Annotated in this window: 17 protein-coding genes; 9 read left to right on the top strand and 8 right to left on the bottom strand. The window is 71.2% G+C overall.

All coding sequences use genetic code 11. The features are described from left to right. Nucleotides 1-66 precede the first annotated feature (66 nt). The 3 genes from QRD43_RS15985 to QRD43_RS15975 form a co-directional block, all read right to left on the bottom strand. On the bottom strand, nt 67-2,250 hold the full coding sequence (locus QRD43_RS15985) for a prolyl oligopeptidase family serine peptidase (protein WP_285983497.1): 2,184 nt from the start codon (nt 2,248-2,250) through the stop codon (nt 67-69). Nucleotides 2,251-2,288: 38 nt separating this feature from the next. Further along, nucleotides 2,289-5,624, bottom strand: a complete 3,336-nt coding sequence (locus QRD43_RS15980; RefSeq protein WP_285983496.1) for a S41 family peptidase — start codon at nt 5,622-5,624, stop codon at nt 2,289-2,291. Between the two features lie 107 nt (nt 5,625-5,731). After that, complete coding sequence (locus QRD43_RS15975) at nt 5,732-6,376, bottom strand: DedA family protein (RefSeq protein WP_285983495.1); 645 nt, start codon at nt 6,374-6,376, stop codon at nt 5,732-5,734. A gap of 75 nt (nt 6,377-6,451) precedes the next feature. Here QRD43_RS15975 and mutL point away from each other — a divergent pair, with 75 nt between their 5' ends. From mutL to miaA, 3 genes are all read left to right on the top strand, one after another. Continuing rightward, nucleotides 6,452-8,419, top strand: a complete 1,968-nt coding sequence (mutL, locus tag QRD43_RS15970; RefSeq protein WP_285983494.1) for a DNA mismatch repair endonuclease MutL — start codon at nt 6,452-6,454, stop codon at nt 8,417-8,419. 203 nt (nt 8,420-8,622) lie between these two features. Further along, complete coding sequence (locus tag QRD43_RS15965) at nt 8,623-10,464, top strand: pseudouridine synthase (RefSeq protein ID WP_285983493.1); 1,842 nt, start codon at nt 8,623-8,625, stop codon at nt 10,462-10,464. Between the two features lie 11 nt (nt 10,465-10,475). After that, the gene (gene miaA / locus QRD43_RS15960) at nt 10,476-11,402 is read left to right on the top strand and encodes a tRNA (adenosine(37)-N6)-dimethylallyltransferase MiaA (protein WP_285983492.1); all 927 of its coding nucleotides are present in this window, start codon (nt 10,476-10,478) and stop codon (nt 11,400-11,402) included. Nucleotides 11,403-11,445: 43 nt separating this feature from the next. Here miaA and QRD43_RS15955 read toward each other — a convergent pair whose 3' ends face one another. Continuing rightward, the gene (locus QRD43_RS15955; RefSeq protein WP_285983491.1) at nt 11,446-12,264 is read right to left on the bottom strand and encodes a GGDEF domain-containing protein; all 819 of its coding nucleotides are present in this window, start codon (nt 12,262-12,264) and stop codon (nt 11,446-11,448) included. A gap of 227 nt (nt 12,265-12,491) precedes the next feature. Between QRD43_RS15955 and QRD43_RS15950 the strand changes: the two genes are divergently transcribed. The 4 genes from QRD43_RS15950 (at nt 12,492) to QRD43_RS15935 (ending at nt 16,461) form a co-directional block, all read left to right on the top strand. Then, nucleotides 12,492-14,639, top strand: coding sequence for an acetyl-CoA hydrolase/transferase C-terminal domain-containing protein (locus QRD43_RS15950; protein ID WP_285983490.1), 2,148 nt, complete (start codon nt 12,492-12,494; stop codon nt 14,637-14,639). 93 nt (nt 14,640-14,732) lie between these two features. Then, nucleotides 14,733-15,626 (top strand): SPFH domain-containing protein, encoded by an 894-nt coding sequence (locus tag QRD43_RS15945; RefSeq protein WP_285983489.1) that lies wholly within the window; start codon nt 14,733-14,735, stop codon nt 15,624-15,626. Nucleotides 15,627-15,641: 15 nt separating this feature from the next. Further along, nucleotides 15,642-16,226 carry a hypothetical protein gene (locus tag QRD43_RS15940; protein ID WP_285983488.1) on the top strand — a complete coding sequence of 195 codons (585 nt, stop codon included), beginning with the start codon at nt 15,642-15,644 and terminating at the stop codon, nt 16,224-16,226. Further along, entirely contained in the window at nt 16,210-16,461 is a 252-nt protein-coding gene (locus QRD43_RS15935) for a type II toxin-antitoxin system antitoxin (RefSeq protein WP_285983487.1), read from the top strand. The genes QRD43_RS15940 and QRD43_RS15935 overlap by 17 nt, the downstream gene beginning before the upstream one ends. 39 nt (nt 16,462-16,500) lie before the next feature. Here the strand turns inward: QRD43_RS15935 and QRD43_RS15930 are convergent, their stop codons facing one another. From QRD43_RS15930 to QRD43_RS15915, 4 genes are all read right to left on the bottom strand, one after another. Beyond that, on the bottom strand, nt 16,501-18,063 hold the full coding sequence (locus QRD43_RS15930; RefSeq protein WP_285983486.1) for a DHA2 family efflux MFS transporter permease subunit: 1,563 nt from the start codon (nt 18,061-18,063) through the stop codon (nt 16,501-16,503). Nucleotides 18,064-18,065: 2 nt separating this feature from the next. Continuing rightward, a complete protein-coding gene (locus QRD43_RS15925) occupies nt 18,066-19,355 on the bottom strand; it encodes an HlyD family secretion protein (protein ID WP_285983485.1) in 1,290 nt (429 codons plus the stop codon). Nucleotides 19,356-19,449: 94 nt separating this feature from the next. Then, nucleotides 19,450-20,898, bottom strand: coding sequence for an efflux transporter outer membrane subunit (locus QRD43_RS15920; protein WP_285983484.1), 1,449 nt, complete (start codon nt 20,896-20,898; stop codon nt 19,450-19,452). Between the two features lie 5 nt (nt 20,899-20,903). Continuing rightward, nucleotides 20,904-21,401 carry a MarR family winged helix-turn-helix transcriptional regulator gene (locus tag QRD43_RS15915; protein WP_285983483.1) on the bottom strand — a complete coding sequence of 166 codons (498 nt, stop codon included), beginning with the start codon at nt 21,399-21,401 and terminating at the stop codon, nt 20,904-20,906. Between the two features lie 230 nt (nt 21,402-21,631). On the opposite strand from QRD43_RS15915, the gene QRD43_RS15910 reads away from it, so the two are divergent. Together QRD43_RS15910 and QRD43_RS15905 are read left to right on the top strand one after the other, a co-directional pair. Then, nucleotides 21,632-23,485 carry an ABC transporter transmembrane domain-containing protein gene (locus QRD43_RS15910; protein WP_285983482.1) on the top strand — a complete coding sequence of 618 codons (1,854 nt, stop codon included), beginning with the start codon at nt 21,632-21,634 and terminating at the stop codon, nt 23,483-23,485. A 400-nt stretch (nt 23,486-23,885) separates the two neighbouring features. After that, a complete protein-coding gene (locus QRD43_RS15905) occupies nt 23,886-25,409 on the top strand; it encodes a mechanosensitive ion channel family protein (protein ID WP_285983481.1) in 1,524 nt (507 codons plus the stop codon). The last annotated feature ends 52 nt before the right edge of the window (nt 25,410-25,461 follow it).

Below are 25,461 nucleotides of genomic sequence, written 5' to 3'. Positions count from 1 at the left end.
CGCCCGTCGGCGAGGTCATGAAAAACGGCGCCCGCGGGCGCCGTTGTCCTGGGTTCTGCAGCCGCCTCAGGGCTTCTGCAGCGGCATGCCCAGCTGGTCCATCAGGAAGCTGAAGCTGTCGGTGCGCTCGGCGATCACCTCGCTGGTCGAGGAGCCCATGCCATGGCCGGCGTTGGCGCTCGTGCGCAGCAGGATGGGCCGATCGGCAAAGGCCGCGCCCTGGGCCGCCTGCAACCGCGCAACCATCTTGCGGGACTGCATCGGGTTGACGCGCCCGTCGTGATCGCCCGTGGTGAAGAGCACGGCCGGGTAGCGGGTGCCGTCCCGGACCTTGTGCAGCGGCGAATAGCCCAGCAGCGCGCGGAACTGCGCCTCGTCCTTCACGGTGCCGAACTCGGTGATGTTGAAGGCCCCGTTGGCGTCGAGCTCCACCCGCAGCATGTCGTAGATCCCGACCGAGGCATGCACGGCACGGAACAGGTCCGGGCGCTGCGTCAGGGCGGCGCCCATCAGCAGGCCGCCGTTGCTGCCGCCCTGGATCGCCAGGCGCTCGGGCTTGGTGTAGCCCCGGGCGATGAGGTGCTCGGCCGCGCCGATGAAGTCATCGAAGACGTTCTGCTTGCGCGTGAGATTGCCCGCCAGGTGCCAGGCCTCGCCGTACTCGCCGCCGCCCCGCAGATTGGCGATCACCAGGACGCCACCGCGCTCCAGCCACACCTTGCGCAGGGCATTGAAGCCCGGCGTCTGGCTGACGCTGTAGCCGCCGTAGCCGTAGAGCAGCACGGGATGGCTGCCGTCGAGCGTCAGGCCCTTGGGACGCAGGATGTTGAGCGGCACGCGCGTGCCGTCCTTGGAGGTGGCGAACTCGCGCAGCACCTCGACGTCGCTGAAGTCCACGTTGGCCTTCTGCGCCAGGGCCGTGGCCTCCAGGTGGCCGTCCGCGTGCACGCGGTACCAGGCCTGTGGCTGGGTGTAGCTCTGCACCGAGGCCAGCAGCTCGCCCTTGGCGCCCTTCACCAGCGCGTCCACGCTGGCGATGGGCGGCAGCGGCATCACGTCGCTCTTGCGGGTCTTGAGGTCGAAGCGGCGCAGCTCCGAGGGCCCCCCCAGCAGGTAGCTGAGGTAGAGGCGCCCGTCCTGCAGCTTGAACTGCGTCAGCGTGCCCTCGGCCTCCGGCACCAGGCGCTCGGCCTTGGCCAGGGGCTGGCCCAGCTTCAGGCGCAAGACCTGACCCTTGGGCGCGCCCTGGGTCGAGAGCAGGTAGAGCCAGCCGTCCGCGCTCGCCTGGACGCCCTTGACGCCGTCCGCGAAGGTCGAGAGCTGCTGCCAGCGCCCGCCCTTCTGCTGCAGCCAGAAGGCTTCCTCGCCGCCGTCGCCGTTGAGCACCTGGGCGATCTGCAGGCCCTTGGGCCCGGCCGCCAGGAAGGTCTCGGCAATGCGGGGCAGGCCCTGGCCCAGCACGCGGCGATCGCGGCTCAGCGGCTCGCCCAGGCGGTGGGTCCAGACCTCCTGGAAGAACATGGCATCAGAGTCCGGGCGCTCGCCCGGCGCCGGATAGCGCGTGTACAGCAGGCCCTTGCCATCGGCATGCCAGCTCACGGAACCGCCACCGGTGGGGAACTGCACGCGCGGGATCACCACGTCGATGGCCTTGCCGCTGGCGACGTCATAGAGGTGCAGGCTGCCGCGCTCGCTGCCCTTCTCGCTGAGGGACACGGCGATGCGCTGGCCGTCCGGCGAGGGCTGGAACCAGTCGATCGCCAGGCTCCCGTCGGCGGCGAGCTCGGTCGGGTCCAGCACGACGCGTTCGGTGCCGGGCTGGTCCGGGCTGTCCATCGTGACGATGCGCGGCTGCTGGCGGCCGGCCTCGAACTTGAGCGCGAACCAGCGCTGGCCATAGAGCCCGAGGCTGCCGTAGCCGGTCGGGCGCGAGCTGACGAGGTCCTTGATGCGCGCGGCCAGGGCCTCGCGGCCGGGAATGGCGTCAAGGCGCGCTCGGGTCAGCGCGTTCTGCGCGGCCACCCATTGCTTCACCTCGGGGCGCTCGAAGTCCTCGAGCCAGCGGTAGTCCTCGCTGACCGCCGTGCCGTGGAAGGTGTCCTGCACGGCCCGCTTCGGCGTGGCCGGGTAGGCCGCATCGGCCGCCGCCGCACCGGCGCCCGCCAGCCCGGCCAGGGCCAGGGTCGACAGCGCCATCCAGCGCACGGCCCGGCGGCGCGAGGCCGGCGGAATCAGGGACGGATGTTTCATGGACGCATCTCCAGTCGATTCGATGGGGGAGCCGCGCTTCACTTGCCCAGCTCCGTGGGCAGCGGCGGCGCCTGCTTGAGGTCGACGGGCTTGTACGTCGCCAGGCGCTTCATCACCTCGGCAATGCCGGCGTCGAGCTGGCTGTCCTGGCCGCGGTTGACGCCGATCGGGTCGAGATCGACGTCCATGTCCGGCACGGTGCCCTCGTTCTCGATCCGCCATTCGCCGTCCGGCGTGAAGAAGCGGAAGAAGGGCACGGTCAGGAAGCCGCCGTCGATCAGGGGCGGATTGGCGGAAATGCCGATCAGGCCACCCCAGGTCCGCGTGCCGATCAGCGGGCCCAGGCCCAGGCGCCGGAAGGCCCAGGGCAGGTAGTCGCCGCCGGAGCCGGCGTCCTGGTCGATCAGCATCACCTTGGGCCCGTAGACCGCGCTACCCGGCGTGTTGAAGACGATGGCGTCGCGGTCCTTCCAGCCGGAGAGGTACGGCCTCTTCAGCACATCGAGGATGTAGTTGGCCGCGTGGCCGCCGCCGTTGCGACGGTCGTCGATGATCAGCGCCTCCTTGTCGGACTGGGCGAAGAACTGGCGGTTGAAGTACTCGAAGCCGTTGCGGCCGGTGTCCGGCAGGTAGATGTAGCCGACCTTGCCGCCGGTCTTCGCCGCCACATGGGCGCGGTTGGACTCGATCCAGTCCCACTGGCGCAGGCCGCCATCCCGCCCGACGGGCTCGACGACGACCTGGCGGCTCTTCTCGCCGCGCGGGTTGTCGGCCACGGTCAGGGTGGTCTGCTTGCCGGCCGTGTTCTCGAAGGCGCGGAAGAAGTTCTGACCCGCCTCCAGCGGCTGGCCGTTGACGGACAGGATGTAGTCCCCGGCCTTCACGTTCAGGCCGGGCATGGCCAGCGGTGCCTTGAGGAAGGGGTTCCAGCGGTCACCCGCGTAGACCTTGCTCAGGCGCCAGCGGCCCTCGTGCGGCTCGACGTCCGCACCGAGCAGGCCCACGCTGACCGGGGCGTCGGACTGCACATCCCCGCCGCCCACGTTGTTGTGTGCGACCTGCAGCTCGCCGATCAGGTCCGAGAGGATCTCGTTCAGGTCCTCGCGGCGCTGCACGTGCGCCAGCAGCGGCTGGTAGCGCTTGTAGACGGCGTCCCAGTCCAGACCATGCAGATTGGGCGCGTAGAAGTACTCCTTCTCCATCCACCAGACCTCGTTGAAGATCTGCTGCCATTCCTCGCGGGGCTGGATGCGCGCGCGCAGGCCGCTCTGGTCCAGGGCCTTGGGATCGGGCTTGTCGCCCGTGTCGGCCACCTCGAGCTTGCCCTTGGGCAGCTCCAGCAGCAGCTTCTTGCCGTCGGCACTGAGGCTCGCGCTGCTCAGGCCCGTCTTGACGGACTTGGCCTTGCGCTCCTCCATGTCGAAGCGGAACAGCTCGGCATGGCCGCTGGTCTCGGCCTCGGGGCCGTCATTGGCGACGCCCTGCTGGCGGCGGTCCAGGTAGTAGAGGCTGCCGTCCGCCGCCACCATCAGGCCGGCGTAGAAGCGCTCGGGCACCGGCAGCGGCACGAAGCGCTGCTGCAGGCCGGCGATGTCGATGCGCGTCGGCTTGGTGCTCGGCTTGGCCTTGTCCTCGGGCTTTGCGTCCGCCTTGGCCTCCTTGGCGTCGGGCTTCGCCTCCGTCTTGCCGTCCTTGCCGTCCGGCTTGGCCTCGGTCTTGGGGCCCTCCTCCTCGGCCGTCTTGGGCCACAGCGGCGAGCGTCCTTCGCTGGACAGCACGGCGGCATACAGCCCCAGGCGCAGCGGCTGGTCCTCGACGGTCATGTCCAGGCCGACCTGGCGCGGACCGGCGTTCACGGAGGCGGCGAAGTACAGCAGGTCGCCCTTGGGCGAGAAGGCGGGCCAGACGGCATGGGCCAGGCCGTCGCTGATCATGTGCTGCTGGCCGGTCTGGAAATCGTGCAGGTGGATCTGGCTGAGCTGGTTGGCGCCGACGATGGTGTAGGCCATCCAGCGGCTGTCTGGCGAGAAGCTCACCACGAACTGGCTGCGGCGCGGCGTCTTGGCCACCGGCTTCAGCGCCTTGGCGTCCGTCTCGTAGACGTAGAGCTGCAGGTGGTTGTCCTGCAGCACGATGCGCTTGCCGTCGGGCGACCAGTCCAGCAGCGTGAAGTAGCCCGCCGGCAGCGCATGCGCCTCGCGCTTGCCGCCCGCCGTCGGCTCGGCGAGCACCAGCTCATGCTTGAAGCCGGCGTCGCGCAGCCAGGCCATCTGCTTGCCGTCCGGGCGCCACAGGGCGTCCTTCTCGCGCACGCCGGACGTGCCGGTGAGGTTCTGCGTCACGCCGTCCTTGACCGGCACGTTGAAGACCTCGCCACGCGCCGTCACCAGCACGCGCTTGCCCGTGGGCGAGAGCTGGGCGCCCTGCAGCTGGCGGCTGGCGTCCTTCCACTGCTCGCGCGTCTGCGCGCCGGCCACCGGCAGCGTGATGCGCAGGGTCAGGTCTTGCCCGGACTTCAGGTCCAGCTGATGCAGGCTGCCGCCCATCTCGTAGACCACGGTGCTGCCGTGCAGGCTGGCACTGCGCACATCCCAGCTCTTGCTGCGGGTGAGCTGGCGCAGTTGCTGGGTCTTGCCGTTCCAGCTGAAGAGATTGGCCGCGCCGTCATGACGGTCGGAGATGAACACCAGCTCGTCGCCGTGCCACATCGGGCTGTGGTCGGTGGCGCGCACGTGCGGCACCTTGTCGAGCTGCTGGGTCTTGAGGTTGATCACCCAGATCGGCGGCGTGGCGCCGCCGCGGCTCTGGCGCCAGCCCGCGGCGGCTTCATGGGCCTTGCGGTTGGGACGGTAGGCCAGGCGCTCGCCATCGGCATGCCACGCGCCCTCGAAGGCGACGGCCTTCATCAGCTTGCGCTCAGGGCCGCCCTCGACGGCCACCTCGAAGAGCTGGTTGCTGCGGCTGTTGGCCACCTCGCGGGCCGAGGAGAAGAGCACGCGCTTGCCGTCCGCGCTCCAGCCGTTGACGACGTCGGCCCCCGGGTGCCAGGTCAGGCGGCGCGGCTCGCCGCCCTCGGCGGGCATCACGTAGACGTCCGGGTTGCCGTCGTAGTTGGCGGTGAAGGCGATCCAGCGGCCGTCCGGCGAGAACTTGGGCGCGTACTCGGCCGCGGCCTGGCTGGTCAGCTGGCGCGGCTCGCTGCCGTCACGACGGGCCACCCAGAGGTCGCCGCCGTAGACGAAGGCCAGGCGGTCGGCCGAGACGCTGGGCTGACGCAGCAGCAGCGTGTCCGCCTGGGCAGCACCCGGCAGCGCCAGGAGCGCAACCGCCGAGGCCAGGGCCCAGTTCAGGGGGTTGAGGGCAAAGGTCTTCATTCTTGTCTCCGTCCTTGCTGTCACGGCCGCCCGGATCGGGCCAGCCACCGTCGCTCAAAGCCGAAACCCGGGGATTGCCCGGGTTTCGCACCATTCAAGAGAACCGCTCAGGCCGCCCGGCGCAGCTTGCTGCGCAGACCGCCGGCGATCACCAGCAGGCCCGGAATGACGATCATCGCCCAGATGATCTTTTCCAGGTTCTGCTTCACCCAGGGTACGTTGCCGAAGAAGTAGCCGACACAAGTCACCCCCACGACCCACAGCAGCGCCCCGCCGACGTCATAGGCGGTGAACTTGCGGCGACTCATCTGCGCCACACCAGCCACGAAGGGCGCGAAGGTGCGCACGAAGGGCATGAAGCGGCCGATCACCAGGGCGACGCCGCCGTGGCGCTCGTAGAACTCGTGCGCCTTGTCGAAGGCGGCGCGGTTGAAGAAGCGCGAGTTCTCCCACTGGAAGACCTTGGGGCCGAAGAAGCGGCCGATCGTGTAGTTGGTCTGGTTGCCCGCCACCGCGGCCAGCACCATCAGGCCGATGCACAGCTTGAGGTCCAGCATGCCGGTGCCGCACATCGCACCGACGATGAAGAGCAGCGAGTCCCCGGGCAGGAAAGGCATGACCACCAGGCCCGTCTCCACGAAGATGATCACGAAGAGCAGCACGTAGATCCAGGTGCCGTAGGCCAGCACGAAGTCGTTCAGGTAGCGGTCGACGTGCAGGATGAAGTCGAGGAGCAGGGCGAGGAATTCCATGGGCGGCGATTATGGCGGTGCGGCGCGGACCGCGCCCCCGGCCGGACACCGCCGGGCTCCGTAGAATCCCCCGCCATGTCCGAGACGTTCGCGATGCCGCCCTCCTCCCCCACCCATCCCACCCTCCCCCGACGCGAGATCCGGGAGCTGCCCGACGAGCTGATCAGCCAGATCGCCGCCGGCGAGGTCGTCGAGCGCCCGGCCTCGGTGGTGCGTGAACTCGTGGACAACGCGCTGGACGCCGGCGCGACGCAGATCAACGTCAAGCTGATGGCCGGCGGCGTGCGCGCCATCGTCGTCGAGGACGACGGCCTGGGCATCCCGCCCGCCGAGCTGCCGCTGGCGCTCAAGCGCCATGCCACGAGCAAGATCCGCTCGCTCGACGAGCTGGAGTCGGTGTCCACGATGGGCTTCCGGGGCGAGGCGCTCGCCGCCATCAGCTCCGTGGCCGAAATGGCCATCGCCACGCGCTGCGAAGGCGCACCGCACGCGCACCGCCTGGAGGCGCGCTCGGGCGAGCTCAAGGTCGCGGCACGCTCGCGCGGCACGAGTGTCGAGGTGCGCGAGCTGTTCTTCAACACGCCCGCCCGCCGCAAGTTCCTCAAGACCGACGCCACCGAGCTGGCGCATTGCCTGGAGTCGGTGCGCCGTCACGCGCTTGCCCGCCCGGACGTGGGCTTTGCCGTGTGGCACGAGGGCAAGCTCGTGGAGCAGTGGCGCGCGGGCCCGGCCGAGCAGCGGCTGCGGGATGTGCTCGGCGAGGACTTCTTCGGCAGCAGCCGCGCTGTCTATGCCGAGGCCGGCCCGCTGCGCATCTACGGCCGCGCCGGCCTGCCCGAGGCGGCGCGCAGCCGCTCGGACATGCAGTACGTCTACGTCAACGGCCGCTATGTGCGCGACAAGCTCATCGCCCACGGCATCCGCTCCGCCTATGAGGACCAGCTCCACGGCAGCCGCCAGCCGAGCTATGTGCTCTTCATCGACATCGCGCCGGACCGCGTGGACGTGAACGTGCACCCGACCAAGATCGAGGTGCGCTTCCGCGACGGCCGCGAGATCCACCAGCAGGTGCGCTACGCCGTGCAGGACGCGCTGGCGCTGTCCCGCGCACAGGCGGGCGAGGCGCCGGCCGACGCCGCCGCGCTGGCCAGCCCCGAGGCCGCGGCGGCCTTCGCCGCCGCCGTGCCGGGCGAGCGCCCCGCGCCCGGCCAGCCGCCGGCCTGGTTCCAGGCGCCCGCGGCCAACACGCGGCCGGACGCCCCGCGGCTGTACAGCGGCACTCCCAGCTGGCGCAGCAATACGCAATCCAGCCTGGGCCTCGGCGAAGTGCAGGCGCTGTACGCCCCGGACCGCCCGATCCCGGCCTTCCCTGGCACCACCGGCGCCTCCGCCTCGCCCTCCCCGTCCGGCACGCCGCTTGCGGCCGCGCCCGCCCAGCCCGCCCCGCTGCCGGCGGGGGACTGGCCCCTGGGCCGGGCCATCGCCCAGATCCAGGGCGTCTATGTGCTCGCCGAGAACGCCCAGGGCCTGGTGATCGTGGACATGCACGCCGCACACGAGCGGGTGGTCTACGAGCGCCTCAAGGCCGCGCTGGGCGAGGCCCGGATCGAGACACAGCCGCTGCTGATCCCTGTGACCTTCGCGGCCACGCCCACCGAGATCGCCACCGCCGAGGCGCAGGCCGAGACGCTCCACCGGCTGGGGCTGGACCTCGCGCCGCTGTCGGCCCAGGTGCTGGCGCTGCGCTCGCGCCCGGCACTGCTGTCGGGCGGCGACGTGGTGGAGCTGGCCCGCGGCGTCCTGGCTGAGCTGGCACAGTACGACGCCAGCCATGCCATCGAGCGGGCCCAGCACGAGATCCTCGCCACCATGGCCTGCCACGGCGCGGTGCGCGCCAACCGCCAGCTCACCCTGGACGAGATGAACGCCCTGCTGCGCGATATGGAGCGCACCGAGCGGGCCGATCAGTGCAACCACGGTCGCCCGACCTGGCGCCAGCTCACCCTGCGCGAGCTGGACGCGCTGTTCCTGCGCGGCCGCTGAGCGGCGGAGCCACCGGGTCCCTGCGCCGCCCGCCGCGGCGCCGGCCCGGCGGATGGGCCGCAAGGGCGCCTGCCCGCCTCTCCCCCGTGTCGTGGCGCCAAACCCGGTCGCACCACACGGCCTGGGCCCGACGGACACCAAGGAAAACCCGGATCCGGGCGCTGTCCATGGTCCAATACGCCCTTGCTAAGAAAGTCTCGTTCATGGCCACCCTGACCCTGAAGAAGAAGCCCGCCGGTGACAGCACCAAGACGGGCAAGTCCGGCGATCGCCGTCAGCCGCTGCGCGGCACCGGCGTGTCCCGCACCCGCCCCACCCTGGCGCAAGCCCAGACCCAGCGCGCCGAGCGCCAGGCTGCCTATGAGGACCGCCGCGGTGGGGAATCGCAAGGCCAGCGTCGTGACGGCCCGCCGGGGCGTCCCGGCAAGCCGGGCGGCTCCTTCGCGGGCAAGCCCTTCCGGGGCGAAGGCCCGGGGGCCGGGCGCGATCGCGGCGATCGCGCTGGCCATGGGGGTCCGCGCGGCGGTGAACGGGGCCATGAGCGTGGCCAGGAGCGTGGCGGTGATCGCGGCTGGCCCCGAGGCGACGATGACCGTCGCTTCGAAGGCCGAGGCGACAGCCGCGGCGGTCATCGTTTCGAAGGACGGGGCGACGACCGGGGCGACCGCCGTGGTGATCCGCGGGGTGACAGCCGCCATGAGGGTCGCGGCGGCTATGGCGGTGGTTATGGCGGTGGTTATGGCGGCGGCCAAGGCGGCGGCTACCGCGGCGACCCGCGCCGTGATCCGCGTGATTCGCGCGAGGCGCGCCCTGCACAGGATTCGCGCGAGGGCCGCGGCGGTTTCCGCCCTGACCAGCGTTTCGACCCCCGCGATCACGGACGGGACCACGGACGGGATAGCGGCCGGGACCGCGGCTGGGATAGCGCCCGAACGGGCGCCCGCAGCGACTTCCGCCCGGGTGATCGCCGCGACGACCGCCGCCAGGACCCGAGGGACGCCCGTCATGAGGGCCGCCACGACGCTCGCCATGAAGGTCGCGCCCCCTTCCATGGCGGCGATCGGGGCCCGCGTCGGGAGGACTTCCGCGACGACCGCCGGCCCTACGGCGCCCGCCCGGAACCGGGCCGTGGCCCGCTGCGCGACCGCGACGACCGCCATCCCGGCCCGGACCGCGGGCGTGACACCGCCTCGCGCCCCGACCAGCGCCGCCAGACCGCCCTGCGTGCTCATCCCGAGCAGGCACCGCGCGTCCCGCAACCCGCGCCCGAGCGGGTCAACGCCACCGAGGGCGAGCGCCTCTCCAAGCGCATGAGCGAGCTGGGCCTGGCCTCGCGCCGGGAGGCCGACGAATGGATCGCCGCCGGCTGGGTGAAGGTCGACGGGCGCCTGGCCAATCTGGGCGAGCGCGTCGGGCCCGAGGCCCGCATCGAGGTCGACCCGGCCGCGCGCGAGCAGCAGGCCCAGCGCGTCACCATCCTCATCCACAAGCCCATCGGCTACGTCTCCGGGCAGGCCGAGGACGGCTATGAGCCCGCCTCCGTGCTGATCAAGAGCGACACGCACTGGAAGGACGACCCCTCGGGCATCAAGTACCACATCGGCCATACGCGCTACCTGGCCCCGGCCGGCCGCCTGGACATCGACTCCACCGGCCTGCTCGTGCTGACGCAGGACGGCCGCGTCGCCAAGCAGCTGATCGGTGACGACTCGACCATCGAGAAGGAATACCTGGTGCGCGTCGAGTACGTCGGCATCAACGGCGTCAAGAACGAGTCCGGCCAGCTCGGCGAGGACGCTCTGGCGCTGCTGAACCACGGCCTGACGCTGGACGATGTCGAGCTCAAGCCGGCCAAGGTCAGCTGGGCCAACGAAGACCAGCTGCGCTTCGTGCTGCGCGAGGGCCGCAAGCGCCAGATCCGCCGCATGTGCGAGCTGGTCGGGCTCAAGGTGACGGCACTGAAGCGCGTGCGCATCGGCCGCATTCCCCTGGGTCACCTGCCCGCGGGTCAGTGGCGCTTCCTGGCGCCCTGGGAAAAGTTCTGACGCAAGCCGCCATGCAGTTCAAGCCCATCTGCCTGGCCGGCCCCACCGGCACCGGCAAGACGGCCTGTGCGCTGAAGGTGGCGGAGTACCTGCCCATCGAGATCATCAGCGTGGACTCCGCGCTGGTGTACCGGGGCATGGACATCGGCACTGCCAAGCCCACGGCGGCCGAGATGGCCGCCGTGCCGCACCACCTGATCGACATCATCGATCCGCTGGACGCCTACTCCGCCGCCGAGTTCGCCCGCAGTGCGCAGCAGCTGGCCGCCGAGATCCTCGCGCGCGGGAAGCTGCCGCTGCTGGTCGGCGGCACGATGCTGTACTTCAAGGCGCTGTTCGACGGCCTCTCGCCGCTGCCCCAGGCCGACGAGGCCGTGCGCCGCGAGATCGACGCCCGAGCCGCCGAGCGGGGCTGGCCCGCGCTGCATGCCGAGCTGGCGCAGGTGGACCCGGTGACCGCCGCGCGCCTGGCGCCGAACGATGCCCAGCGCATCCAGCGCGCGCTGGAGGTCTTCCGCCTGAGCGGTCAGCCGATGTCCGCCCTGCATGCCCTGGAGGCCCGCACGCCGGGCGTGGACTGGCCGCTGATCTCGCTCGAGACCGAGGACCGCGCCTGGCTGCACCGCCGCCTGGAGCAGCGCTTCGCGCAGATGCTCGAGCAGGGGCTGGTGGACGAGGTGCGCGGCCTGCGCGCCCGCGGAGACCTGCACCTGGGACTGCCGTCGATGCGCTGCGTGGGCTACCGCCAGGTTTGGGAGGCGCTGGACACCGACCACTTCGGCGACCTGCAGGCGCGCGGCGCCGCGGCCACGCGCCAGCTCGCCAAGCGCCAGATCACCTGGCTGCGCTCCATGCCGGAGCGCCTCGTGCTGGACTGCCAGTCCCCGCAGGCGCCGCTGCACCTGCTGGCCCTGCTGCAGCGTCTGCTGGGCGCCTGAGCGGGGCTGCCGCCTCGGCGGGCTGCAGCGACGAGGCCCGTCGTCAAAGCGCGTAACTGGAGTGCCCCGGCTGCAGGCCGAGCTTCGCCCGCACGCAGTTGCGACCGGCGGCCTTGGCGCTGTAGAGCGCCTCGTCGGCGTCGTGGATGAGATGGTCGAGCGTCAGGTGCTCGTACTGCAGCGAGGCGACGCCGAGGCTCACGCTCACCGGCACGTCCCGCTCGTCCCAGCTGAACTGCAGCTGCTCCACGCGCTCGCGCATGCGCTCGGCCACGTCCAGCGCGCCGAGCGGGTCGGTATGCGGCAGGAAGACGGCGAACTCCTCGCCCTCGAAACGCGCCAGCACGTCGGCCTGGCGCAGCGTCTCGCCACTCACCCGGGCGATCTCGCGCAGCAGGCGATCGCCGCAGAGGCTGCCGTGGGCATCGTTGACGCGCTTGAAATGGTCCACATCCATCAGCAGCAGCGCGCAGTCCATGTTGTAGCGCTTGGCGCGGGACCACTCGCGGTCCACGGTCTGCATGAAGTGGCGGCGGTTGCAGGTGCCGGTCAACGGGTCCAGCGTGGCGTGGTGATCGACGCGGGCCCGGGCCTGGTCCTGGAACTGCACTAGCCGCAGAAAGAGGTAGCCGAAGACGGCGGTGATGCCCAGCGCACAGGCCGAGGCGCAGATCGCGGCCACCAGGCGGTCCCCCCGCCCGATGAGGCTGATCACCAGCTGCGAGAGCGCCAGGGACAGCACCCACACCACGCCGCACAGCATCGCCAGTCCGGACCCGACGCCGCGGCGGGTGACAAGCTGGCCGAACCACGGCAACCAGGCGGGGGCAACGGGTTCGAGGTCGGGCGGCGGCGTGGACATGAACGGACGGGGTGGTGAAACAGCAAACCAGCGGGAGGCGAATACTGCAGGCGATATTGCAGCACACTCCGCGACCGTCCCGCACGTGCCGTGCCGGCCTGCACCTTGATCGAGGGGCTCTGCATTCCCGGCTTGCGCGGCGGCGCGCCCAGTGCTTGCCTTGCCAATTGTCAAGCTGCCGGTGCGCCGCGCAGGAGACACTGGGACCCGAACCGAGGAGACACCGCATGCTGCCCACGCCCCCTTCGACCGCCACCGCCCACCCGCCGCTGCTGCAGGATCTGGACCAGGCCGTCGACCAGATCCTGGCCCGCGTGCCGGGTGACATCGTCATGGCCATCCCGCTGGGCCTCGGCAAGCCCAATCCGCTCGTCAACGCGCTGTACCGCCGCCTCCGCGCGCTGCCACAGCGGCGCCTGACCATCTTCACGGCCCTCTCGCTCGAGAAGCCCGTCGGCAAGAGCGATCTCGAGCGCCAGTTCCTCGAGCCGCTGGTGGCGCGCGTGTTCGCCGACTACCCCGACCTCGACTACGTCAAGGACCACCGCGCCCAGACGCTGCCCCCGAACATCGCCGTGCACGAGTTCTTCCTGAAGACGGGCGACTACCTCGGCAACCCCGTCGCGCAGCAGGGCTTCGTCTGCACCAACTACAGCTTCGTGGTGCGGGACATGGTGAAGCTCGGCGTGAACCTCATCCTGCAGGCCGTGGCCTGCCGCGACGCCGAGGCGGGCAGCGGCGCGGGCCCGCAGCTGTCCCTGTCCTGCAATCCGGACCTCAGCCTGGACCTCATCGAGCAGCTCGCCGCGCTCGGCCGCCAGCCCTTCACGGTGGCCATGATCAACCGCCAGCTGCCCTTCATGACCGGGCCGGCCCTGGTGCCGCCGGGCTATGTCGACCTCGTCGTGGAGACGCCCGAGACCAGCCACCAGCTCTTCGCCCCCCCCAATGCCGCCATCGGCTGGGCGGACTACGCCATCGGCCTGCATGCCGCCAGCCTCGTGAAGGACGGCGGCACGCTGCAGATCGGCATCGGCTCGCTGGGCGACGCCATCGCGCAGGCGCTGATCGTGCGCCACACGCGGCCGGCGGCCTTCCGCCAGATGCTGGCCGGGCTGGGCAGCCAGGACGTGGCCGCGCGCGAGCTCGCGCCCTTCGAGCAGGGCCTCTACGGCTGCTCGGAGATGTTCGTGAACGGCCTGCTGCAGCTCGTGCGCGCCGGCATCATCAAGCGGCAGGTCTTCCAGGACGAGTCCCTGCAGCGCCTCGCGCTGGCCGGCCGTCTGGGCGGGACCCCCAGCGTGGCCGCGCTGCAGGCGCTGTGCGAGATGGGCGCCGTGCAGCTGCCACTGGGCGCGCGCGCGCTGCAGCACTGGCAGGCGCAGGGCCTGCTGCGGGACACGCTCACGCCGGAGGCCGCCCGCGCCCTGCCCTCGGACCTCGACAGCCCCGCGGCGCTGCAGGCCTGGACCGCCGCGCTCGGCCCGCAGTGGCGCCAGCGCGCCCTGCTGCACGGCGGCTTCTTCCTCGGCCCGCGGGACTTCTACCAGACTCTGCGCGAGCTCGACGAGCCGCTGCGCGCGCAGATCGCCATGACCCGCATCGGCTACATCAACGAGCTCTACGGCGACGGCCTGGGCAGCGAGACGCTCAAGCGACTGCAGCGGCGCGACGCCCGCTTCATGAACACGACGATGAAGATGACGCTGCTCGGCGCCGCCGGCTCCGACGCGCTCGAGTCGGGCCAGGTTGTCTCGGGCGTGGGCGGGCAGTACAACTTCGTCGCCATGGGCCACGCGCTGCCCGACGCCCGCTCGGTGCTCATGCTGCGCGCCACGCACGAGAACCACCACGGGCTCACCAGCTCCATCGTCTGGAACTACGGCAACGTCACCATCCCGCGCCATCTGCGGGACGTGGTGATCACCGAGTACGGCGTCGCGGATCTGCGCGGCCGGTCGGACAGCGAGGTGGTGCAGGCGCTGATCCGCATCGCGGACTCGCGCTTCCAGGAGTCCCTCATGCGCGAGGCCCAGGCGCACGGCAAGCTGGCCGCGGACTGGCAGCTGCCCGAGACCTGGCGCCAGAACCGGCCCGAGGCGCTGCGCGAGCAGCTGCGCCCCTGGCGCAACGAGGGTGTGCTGCCGGACTTCCCTTTCGGCACGGACCTCACGGACGACGAGCTCAAGATCGTCCGCGCACTCAAGAAGCTCAAGCACGCCAGCACGCATCCCGTCGAGCTGGTCGGGCTCATCCTGCGCAGCCTGCAGGGCGTGCCGGAGGTGCCGGAGGCCTACCTCGAGCGTCTGGGCCTCGACCAGGCGAACAGCTTCAAGCAGCTCTTCCTGAAGCGGCTGTTCGCGGCGAATCTGTGAACGCCGGCTGCGCGGCGACCAGTCTCCGAAAAGACTTGCCATGGCGGCAAATATGGAATTAAAGTGATATCACATTAATTCACAGGAGGCCCCATGAGCACGACTCGTCCGACGCCGCAGGAAGTTCGCACGACCGAGCGCCGCGCGCACGCCGCCAACGGCTACTTTGCCCTGATGGGCATGCTCGGTCTGTGGGTGCTGGCCGCCTTCATGGCCGCCGGGGCCCACCACCTGATCGGGGCGGTGCTGAGCGTGGTCCTGTCCCTGCTCGTCGGGGCCGGCCTCTACATGCAGCAGCCCAACGAAGGCCGGGTGATGACGCTGTTCGGCCGCTACATCGGCACGGACCGCGAGCCCGGCCTGCGCTGGGCCAATCCCTTTGCCGGCAAGCAGCGCCTCTCGCTGCGATCGCGCAACCTCACCTCGCCCACACTGAAGGTCAACGACAAGCGCGGCAATCCCATCGAGATCAGCGCGGCCGTCGTCTGGCGGGTGAGCGACACGGCACAGGCGCTATTCGACGTCGACAGCTACGAGACCTATGTGCAGATCCAGGCCGAGGCCGCGCTGCGCCACACGGCCAATCTCTATGCCTATGACGACGGCGAGGACCTCCAGCACGGCGAGACCACGCTGCGCGCCGGCCAGGACGAAGTCGCCGCCGCCATGAAGGCCGAGCTGCAGGAGCGCTTCGCCGCGGCGGGCGTCGAGGTGCTGGACGCCAAGCTCACCCACCTCGCCTACGCCCCCGAGATCGCCCAGGTCATGCTGCGCCGCCAGCAGGCCGAGGCCATCATCAGCGCCCGCCAGCGCATCGTGCACGGGGCGGTGAGCATGGTGGAGTCCGCGCTCAAGGGACTGTCCGAGCGCGAGATCGTCGTGCTGGACGACGAGCGCAAGGCCGCGATGGTCTCCAACCTGCTGGTGGTGCTGTGCTCCGACAAGGACACCCAGCCCATCGTGAATGCGGGCACGCTGTACAACTGAGCGAAGGAGCGGGACGTGACCGAGCTCCTCCGTCGGTGCCTGCGCATCGCGTGGGTGCTGTATCTGCTGAGCCTGGTGGCCAGCTGGCCCTGGCTCCCCGAGCAGGTCGGCGCCCCGGGCAAGGCGATGCCCCGTACAGGCTATGTGCTGCTCATGGTGCTCCTGCTGGGGCCCATGCCCTGGATGATGGGCGGCGGCCTGGTGCGCTGGCTCCAGAAGCGCCCTTCTCTCCTCAGCATTCCGCATCGGTCGTACTGGCTGAACCCTGCGCGTGCCGCGCTGAGCTGGGCTCGCATGGACCGGCAGCTGTTGGTGGTCGGCGCCCTGCTGCTGCTGATGCTGAGCGTCTCGCACTACCAGATCGTGGCCCCGCACCAGGCGGGATGGCCGCGCCTGAGCGCTCAGGAGCATGAGCTCGGCACGCTGGCCGTGCTGATGCTGACGCTGGCCTGCATGGCGGTGGCGCTCCTGCAGTGGCGCGTGCCGCGGGCCGCATTGGCTTCCGATGCGGCACAGGCAAGCGCCTCGCCCGCCGCCGTGTCCCGCGGCAGCCGGCATCCGCGATCCCCCGGAGCACGACGGCATGGCCAGTCCCACTAAAAAGGCCTTTGCGCTGCGGCTCTCCCCCGAGCTGTGGGACGAGATCGAGCGCCTGGCCGCGCGCGAGCTGCGTTCGAGCAATGCCCAGATCGAGTACCTGCTGCGCGAGGCGCTGCAGCGCCGCGGCGTGAAGCTGGACGCCGCGCCGCCGTCGAAGCGGGGCCGGCCGCCCAAGCCGCCAGGCGACAACGCCAGTGCGGACGGCCCCGAAAACACCGAGGGCGAGGACCGCTGAGTCCTCGCCCTCGTTCATCGCGTCAGGTCATCGACCGCGTCAGTGCGCGCCGCCGGCATCCACCGGCGCCGACATCCGCGGCGGCCGACGGGTCAGCCACACCGAGGCGATCAGCACCAGGAAGATGGCGGCGGACGCCAGGAAGATGTCGTCCGCGGCCCGCGTGAAGGCCTGCTGGTCGATCGTGCGGTTCAGCCAGGCCATCGCCTGCGGCAGGCTCATGCCGGTGGACTGCAGCTGGCGCAGCGTCTCGTCCGTCACCGGATCGCCCTGCGCGAGGCGCTCGGCGAGGTGGTGGTGGTGCAGCGTGGCACGGTTCTCCCACAGCGTCGTCGAGATGGAGGTCCCCATCGCGCCCGCCGTGATGCGCACGAAGTTCGACAGGCCCGCCGCCGCCGCGATGCGGTCCGGCGTGATGCCCGAGAGCGTCAGCGTGGTCAGCGGGATGAAGAAGAAGGCCAGCGCCGCGCCCTGCAGGATCGTCGGGATCATGATGGTCGCGAAGTCCGTCTGCGTGGTGAAGTTGGCCCGCATCTTCAGCACGATGGCGAACATCACGAAGGCGAAGCTCGCCATCCAGCGCGGGTCCACGCGGGCGACATTGCGCCCCACCACCGGCGACAGCAGGATCGCCAGCAGGCCCACCGGCGCCAGCGCCATGCCGGCGTCCGTGGCGGTGTAGCCCATCCACTGCTGCAGCCACAGCGGCAGCAGCACGACGTTGCCGAAGAACAGGCCGTAGGCGATGGACAGCGTCGCCGCCCCGAAGAGGAAGTTGCGCCGCGCGAAGAGGCGCAGGTCCACCACGGGATGGTCGTCGGTCAGCTCCCACACGAGGAAGAAGGCGAAGCCGATCAGCGCGGTCAGACCGAGGATGACGATCTCGGGGCTGGAGAACCAATCGAGCTCCTTGCCCTTGTCCAGCATGACCTGCAGCGCCCCGACCCACAGCACCAGCAGCGCCAGGCCCACGCCGTCGATGGGCAGCTTCTTGATCTGCGTCTCGCGCGAGCGATAGATGCTCCAGGTCATGCCGGCGGCCAGCAGGCCGACGGGCACGTTGATGTAGAAGATCCACGGCCAGGAGACGTTGTCGGTGATCCAGCCGCCCAGCAGCGGCCCGACCACTGGCGCGACCAGGGTCGTCACCCCCCATAAGGCCAGCGCCGTGCCCGCCTTGGCCGGCGGGTAGCTCGACAGCAGCAGCGTCTGGGACAGCGGGATCATCGGCCCCGCCACCAGCCCCTGCAGCACACGGCAGGCCACCAGCATCTCCAGCGAATGCGCGAAGCCGCACAGCCAGGACGCGAGCACGAAGAGCAGCACGCTCACGGTGAACAGGCGCACGGCGCCGAAGCGCTGCGTCAGCCAGCCGGTGAGCGGCACGGAGATGGCGTTGGCCACGCCGAAGCTCGTGATCACCCAGGTGCCCTGCACCGGGCTCACGCCCAGGTCACCGGCGATGGCCGGCAGGGACACGTTGGCGATGGACGAGTCCAGCACGTTCATGAAGGTCGCCAGTGACAGGGCAATCGTGCCCACCACCAGGTCGGAGCCCTTGAGCGGTGGCGGTGGCGCCACGGCAGCAGCGGGGGCGCTCATGCTCAGGCCTTTCCGTGGGCGGCGTCAGCGCTCTTGTGGGCCTTGGCGACGGCCTTGGAGGCTGCCGCGACAGGCTTGGCGGCCCGGCCCAGGTTGGACTGGATGATGCGCGCCACCTCGGCGTCCGCGGCGCGGTCCTGGTCCTCGAAGACCTTGGTCGCGGTGGCGCTGGTGGTGGCCACGCCCTGGGACAGCGGCTGCCCGGACTGCTCGCTCACGTCCACGGCCACGTTCATCGACAGGCCCACGCGCAGCGGATGCGCGGCCAGCTCCTTGGCGTCCAGTGCGATGCGCACCGGCACTCGCTGCACCACCTTGATCCAGTTGCCCGTGGCGTTCTGGGCCGGCAGCACGGCGAAGGCCGCGCCGGTGCCGGCCCCCAGGCCGACGACCTTGCCGTGGAACTCGGTCTTGTCGCCGTAGACGTCCGCCACCAGCGTCACCGGCTGGCCGATGCGCAGGCGGGCCAGCTGGCCTTCCTTGAAGTTGGCGTCGACCCAGGCCTGCTGCAGCCCCACGACGCTCATCAGCGGCGCGCCGGCGGCCACGCGCTGGCCCAGCTGCACGCTGCGGCGCGCGATCCAGCCGTCCACCGGCGCCAGCAGCTCGCTGCGCTGCAGGGCGAGGAAGGTTTCGCGCACGCGGGCGGCGGCGCGCTGCACATTGGGGTGCTGCTCGACGCTGGTGCCGTCGGTCAGAGACTGGTTGGACGCGAGCTGCTCGCGGGCCGCTTCGGCGCCCGCCTCGGCGGCGGCCACGGCGGCCTGTGCGGTCTTGAGCTGGGCGCGGGCGTGCTCCAGCTCTTCCTTGCCCACCGCGCCCGTCGCCACCAGCGGCTCGCGGCGGCTGACGTCGTCCTTCAGGCGGGCGACCTCGCTGCGGGCGCGCTGCAGGTCGGCGTCACGGCTGCGAGCCTGGGCCTGCAGCGTGGCGTTGTTGGCGAACAGGGTCCGCACCTCGCGCACCGTCTGGCCGAGCTGGGCCTGGGCCTGCTCCAGCGCCATGCGGGCGTCGACCGGGTCCAGGCTGACCAGCTTCTGGCCGGCCTTGACGGCGTCGGTGTCATCCACGTGGATGGCGCGCACCGTCCCGCCGACCAGCGGCGTGATCTGCACGACATTGGCCTGCACGTAGGCGTTGTCGGTCTTCTCGTAGTGGCGGCCCACCAGCCACTCGTAGGCGCTGTAGGCACCGAAGCCCACCACCAGGGCGAGGGCGACGAGGGTCAGGCCCTTCTTGCGCTGGGGATTGCCGGTCTTGGCGGCGGCGGTGTTGTTGTTGTCTTGGCTCATGATGACGTGTTCTTTCGTTGGGTCCGGGCGCCGGGGCTCGTGAAGCGATCGTGGGAGATCAGGCGCCGTTGCGGTGTTCGTGGGGCAGGTCCGTTCAGGCAGGTCCGTTCAGGCGCGGCTCGCGCTTCGGGGCTTCGCCGCCCAGGGCGCGCATCAGCTGCACGCGGGTGTCGAGCTGCTGGGCGCGCAGCTCCAGCGTCTGGCGCTGTTGCTGCACCAGTGCCTGACGTGCCTGGATCACCGGCAGCCGGTTGCCCAGGCCCGCCGCCTGGCGTTCCTCGGCCAGGCGCAGCTGCTGCTCGTTGCTGCGCAGCAGCGCCTCCTGCGGCAGCTGCTGGGCCTGCAGGGACTGCAGCGCCTCCCATTGCTCGCGGGCATCACGGACGCCCTCCACCACCGCGGCGTTGTAGGCCGCCACGGCGGATTCCTGCTCGGCCACGGCGGCCTTGAAGCCGGCGCGCAGGCGGCCGGTGTCAAAGAGCGGCAGACGCAGCGAGGGTCCGAAACCCAGCTGGTGGCTGCCGCTCTCCAGCAGCTTGTCCAGGCCGATGCTGCTGAAGCCGGCGAAGGCGTTGAGCGTCAGGTCCGGGTAGAAGCGGCCGCGGGCGGCGGTGATCTCGTAGCCGGCGGCCTCGGCCCGGGCCAGTGCGGCACGCACGTCGGGCCGCGAGGCCAGGAGGTCGAGGTTCGGGGCCTGAGCGGTGGCCACGGCAGCGGGCAGCGCGGGGCGCCAGCCGGCCAGCGACTCCAGCGGCTGCACGCTCAGCGCGGCGAGCTGCACGCGATAGGCCTGCGCCAGCTGCTGCTGCACCAGACTCTGGCGCTGCAGGTCCGCCAGCGGGGCCTCGGCGCCACGCAGGTCGATGTCGGTGTCAAGACCGGCCGCGCGGCGCTGCTTCACGAGATCCAGGGCCTGCTGGCGCAGCTCGATCTGCTGCTGCAGCAGCTGCTCCTGGCTCACGCTGCGAGCCAGGCCCAGCCAGGCGCGCAGCACGGCGGTCGCGAGGCTCAGTCGGGCGGCCTCGCTCTCGGCCTGCAAGGCGCGTTGCTGGCCGAGGCTGGCCTGCAGCGCGGCCTGGTGGCGACCGAAGAAGTCCCAGTCGTAGCTGATGCCGGCCTGCAGCGTGGCCGTGTTGTAGACGTTGCCGGCGAGCGGCGGCGGGTACATGCCGTGCTCGCTGAAGCGCTGGCGCTCGACGTCCAGGCCGATGCCGATCACCGGCTTGTCGGCCGCCGCGGCGTTGTCCACGGCGGCGCCGGCCTTGGCGATGCGGGCGCGGGCCAGGGCCAGGCTGGGCGCGTCGCGCAGGGCCTTGTCCATCAGCGCGTCGAGGCGCTCATCGCCCCATGCGCGCCACCAGGCGGTCTCGGCGGCCGGCGTCGCGCCGGGCGTGCCGGCCAGGCCCAGGGCCTCGCCCTGCAGGCGCTCGGGCGCGGCCGGCTGCGTGGGAATGGGCGCGCAGGCCGAAAGAAGGCCCAGCGCCAGCAGCAGCGCCGGGACGGCGGACAGGCGCAGGGCGCCAGGAAGGGGGTGTCGATGCATCGGGGTCATTCCTTGGAGGACTCGCGCAGCGCCTCGCCATTGGCGACGAGGCGTTGCAGCAGTTCGATGAGGGTGCGCCATTCGGCCTCCGTGAAGCCGGCCAGGTGGGCGTTGAACACTTCGGACAGCACGGCGGGCAGCTCGGCCGTCACGCGCTGCCCCTCTTCGCTGAGAGACACCTGCACCACGCGGCGGTCGGTGCTGGAGCGCTCGCGCACCACCAGTCCCTTGGCCTCGAGGCGGTCCAGGAGGCGGCTCAGGGCCCCGGCGTCCACGTCCAGGTCCTTGCTGAGCTGCAGCGTGGAGCTGGGCCCGTGCAGGCGCAGGCGCAACATGGGCGCCCACTGGGCATGCGTCAGGTCGTGCTGGCACAGGCGCTTGTCGGCCAGATGGACGATGGATTGCTTGATGCGGTGCATCAACCAGCCGATGCTGTCCTGGCTGCGGTAGGTGTCGGCGCTGTAGAACGACGCCGGCGGAAGGGGGGAATGGGTTTGCTTCATATCAATTGCCTAGGCAATTATTGCTCAGGCAAATATCCTTGTGCAAACTGCGGGTTTCCTGGATTCGGGCAAAGTGCCGCCACCCGCACCCCCGTTCACCGCCCTCCCCGCGCCGACGCGCCCGGCGCTTGCATTCGCCGGGATCGGCCCCAGATCCGCTCGACACCGCCGCACCGCCCGCGATCCCCAGGATCCGGCCCCAGACCGCCAGCCCCTGAAGCGCCAGCCCCATGACGGACACCGCCCCCACCCTCGCCGCCCCGCCTGCCGACACCCCGGGCGCGGCATCCGCCCCCCGCCCGGCCGGCAAGGCTGAACTGCCCCCGGGGCCGCCCCGGGCCCTCGCGGCCCTGTGGCCCTTCCTGCGGCCCTATCGCCTGCGGGTGGTGCTGGCGGGCGTCTTCCTGCTGCTGGCCGCCTTCAGCACCCTGCTCTTCCCCGTGGCCTTGAAGGAGCTGATCGACCAGGGCCTCGTCTCGAGCGACCCGGCCCAGCGCGTGATGGCGCTGCGCGGCCATTTCGGCGCGCTGTTCGGCGTGGGCATCGCGCTGGCGGTGTTCTCGGCGGCCCGCTTCTACAGCGTCAGCTGGCTCGGCGAACGCGTGACGGCCGACCTGCGCACCGCCGTCTACCGCCACGTGCTGCGCCAGAGCCCCGCCTTCTTCGAGACCACGCAGACCGGCGAGGTGCTGAGCCGCCTCACGACCGACACCACCGTGGTGCAGACGGTCGTGGGCTCCAGCTTCTCCATGGGCCTGCGCAATGTGGTCATGGGCATCGGCGCGCTGCTGATGCTGGTGTGGAGCAATCCGGGCCTGATGCTGCCGGTGCTGGGCCTGCTGGGCCTCGTGGTGCTGCCGGCCGTGCTGCTCGGGCGCCGGGTGCGCAAGCTCAGCCGCGCGAGCCAGGACCGCGTGGCCGACACCAGCGCCATCGCGTCCGAGGTGATCAATGCCGTCACCGTGGTGCAGAGCTACACGCAGGAGGCCCGCGAGGCCACCCGCTTCCAGCAGGCCAGCGAGGCCGCCTTCGACACCGCCCGCAAGCGCATGAAGGTGCGTGCGGGCCTGGTCGCCTTCCTGATCACCGCCACCTTCGCCGCCATGCTCTTCGGCCTGTACCGAGGGACGGAGGCCGTCATCGAGGGGCGCATGAGTGCCGGGCACCTGGGGCAGACGCTGGTGTATGTGACGCTGCTGGTGTCGAGCGTGGCCGTGCTCGCGGAGGTCTGGGGCGATGTACTGCGGGCGGCCGGCGCCATGGAGCGACTGAGCGAGCTGCTGGGCGCCCAGTCGCCCATCCAGGACCCGCCGCAGCCGCGCACCCTGCCGCCAGCGCAGGCCGGCGCCACGCTCACGCTGCAGGACGTGCACTTCCACTACCCCTCGCGTCCCGACAAGCCGGCCTTGCAGGGGCTGAGCCTTCACCTCGCACCGGGAGAGACGGTGGCCCTCGTCGGCGCCAGCGGGGCGGGCAAGAGCACCGTGCTGCAACTGCTGCAGCGCTTCTACGACGCACAGGAAGGCCGCATCGAGCTCGACGGCGTGCCGATCACCCAGCTCCCGCTGCAGGCCCTGCGCGAGCGGGTGGGCCTGGTGCCACAGGACAGCGTGATCTTCTCGACCAATGCCCTCGAGAACATCCGCTACGGCCGCCCCGACGCGACGGACGAGGAGGTCATCGCCGCGGCGCGCGCGGCCTTCGCCCACGACTTCATCAGCGCCCTGCCCCAGGGCTACCAGACCTTCCTCGGCGAGCGCGGCGTGCGGCTCTCCGGCGGCCAGCGCCAGCGCATCAGCATCGCGCGAGCCATCCTCAAGAACCCGCCGCTGCTGCTGCTCGACGAGGCCACGAGCGCGCTTGACGCCGAGAGCGAGCGGGTCGTGCAGGCCGCGCTCGAGGCCGCCATGCGCCAGCGCAGCACGCTGGTCATCGCCCACCGCCTCGCCACGGTGCAGCGGGCCGACCGCATCCTGGTGCTGGACCACGGCCAGATCGCCGAGCAGGGCACGCATGCCGAGCTCGTGGCTCGCGGCGGCCTCTATGCGCGCCTCGCGGCGCTGCAGTTCCAGACGCCCACGTGAAGGCCCCCGAAGTTCCGGCGCCGGGGCGGCGTCGGGTCGGATTCGGGTCGGTTTCGGGCAGGCGGCGAGCAGTTAGAGTGGACCCCGCCCCACCCCGCTCTCGCTCCACGGACTGCCCATGACCTGCGCCGCCTCGCCTTCGACCTGTTCTCCGGCCCGCACCGCTTCCGACCGGCGTGAGGCGACGCCCCTGCGGCACGCGCTCGGCCGCAGGGCGCGGCGGGCGCTCGCCGGGTGGGCGATGCTCCTGGCATTGCCGGGGATCGGTCATGCCCTGCCCGCGGTGCCAGAGCCGGCCGCGTCAGACGCGCTTCCCGCCCTCACGGCGAGCGCGGCGGCCCCTGCCACGCCCGCGGCCTCGGCCCCACGGCTGCGCCTCGCGGGCCGGGACATCCTCGTGATGCAAGCCTCCGCCCTCGGCCTCCAGCCGGCGGACCGCCACCGCCGCGCACAAGCCCAGCTGGCGGCCGTCCTGGAGACGCAGGCAGCGCCGTATGGCGTCGAGCTGCGGCCGGTGCCGGAGGGTCGCACCCTGCTCGTGAACGGGCAGCTGATCGCCACCGTGTTGCCGGCCGACGCGAGCGCCAGTCCCGCCGCGCTGCCCGAGCCGGACCTGGATCGCGTGGCGCTGGACGCGAAGGCACGACTCGAGCTGGCGCTGCAGGAATACGGCGAGGCCCACAGCTGGAAGCAGCTGGGGCTCTCGGTGCTGTGGGTGCTGGGCTCGCTGGTCCTGCTGCTGCCCGTGCTGTGGGCGCTGCGTCGCGCCTCGCGCGTCAGCCTGCGCCTGCTGGCACGCGGGGCGGGCGCCCAGGCGCGCAAGCTGCAGGTGAGCGGCGTCACGCTGCTGAGCCTGGACCGCCTGGGTGATGCCGTGCGACTCATCGTGCGCCTGCTGCACGCCGGGCTGTGGCTGCTGCTGGTGTACGAATGGCTGGGCTGGGCGCTGCGCCAGTTTCCCTACACGCGGGTGTGGGGCGAGCAGCTCCATGCCACGCTGCGCGAGGCCCTCGGCGGCGTGCTCCTGGGGGCCGCCAGTGCCCTGCCCCAGCTGCTGGTGGCCATCCTGATCTTCGTGCTGGCCCACTTCATCAGCACCGCCCTGGACCCCTTCTTCGAACGTGCCGAGTCGGGGGCCGTCGACCTCGGCTGGCTCGATGCCGACACGGCGCGCCCGACCCGCCGGCTCGTCCGCGTGGGCCTGTGGGCCTTTGCCGTCGCCATGGCCTACCCCTACCTGCCCGGAGCGCAGACGGAGGCCTTCAAGGGGCTGTCGGTGCTGATCGGCCTGATGGCTTCGCTGGGCGCATCCAGCGTCGTGGGGCAGGCGGCGGCCGGGTTGATCCTCATGTACACACGCACGCTGCGCATCGGCGAGTACGTGCGCATCGGCGAGCACGAGGGGACGGTCACGGACCTCGGCACCTTCGCCACGCGCATCCGTACCGGCCAGGGGGACGAGCTCACGCTGCCCAATGCGCTGATCGCCGCCAGCGTCACCCGCAACTACTCGCGGACGGGTGGCGGCGCGGGCTTCGCGCTCGACACCTCGGTCACCATTGGCTACGACACCGCCTGGCGGCAGGTCGAGGCCCTGCTCAAGCTCGCGGCGGCGCGCACGCCGGGCATCCTGCAGACACCGGCGCCCCGCGTGTTCCAGACCGCGCTGTCGGACTTCTACGTCGAGTACCGCCTCGTCGTGCAGGCCCAGCCGAGCGAGCCGGGCCCGCGCGCCCAGGTGCTGAGCCTGCTGCACGGGCAGATCCAGGACGTCTTCAACGAGTTCGGCGTGCAGATCATGTCGCCGCACTACCTGGGCGATCCGGACGAGGCCAAGGTGGTGCCGCCCTCGCGCTGGCGGCCCGAGCCTGCCGGCGAGGACGCCGTCCCCCACCCGACGGAGGGCGATGCGCGGCCTGTCTGAATGCCGCAGACGGCTCGCATAAACTACGCAGCCGCCCCAGACACCAACCGCC

The organism is Roseateles subflavus, from assembly GCF_030285365.1.
Lineage (GTDB): Bacteria > Pseudomonadota > Gammaproteobacteria > Burkholderiales > Burkholderiaceae_C > Roseateles_B > Roseateles_B subflavus.
The sequence above is the reverse complement of the archived record's forward strand: the minus strand, read 5'-3'. Positions and strand labels throughout refer to the sequence as shown.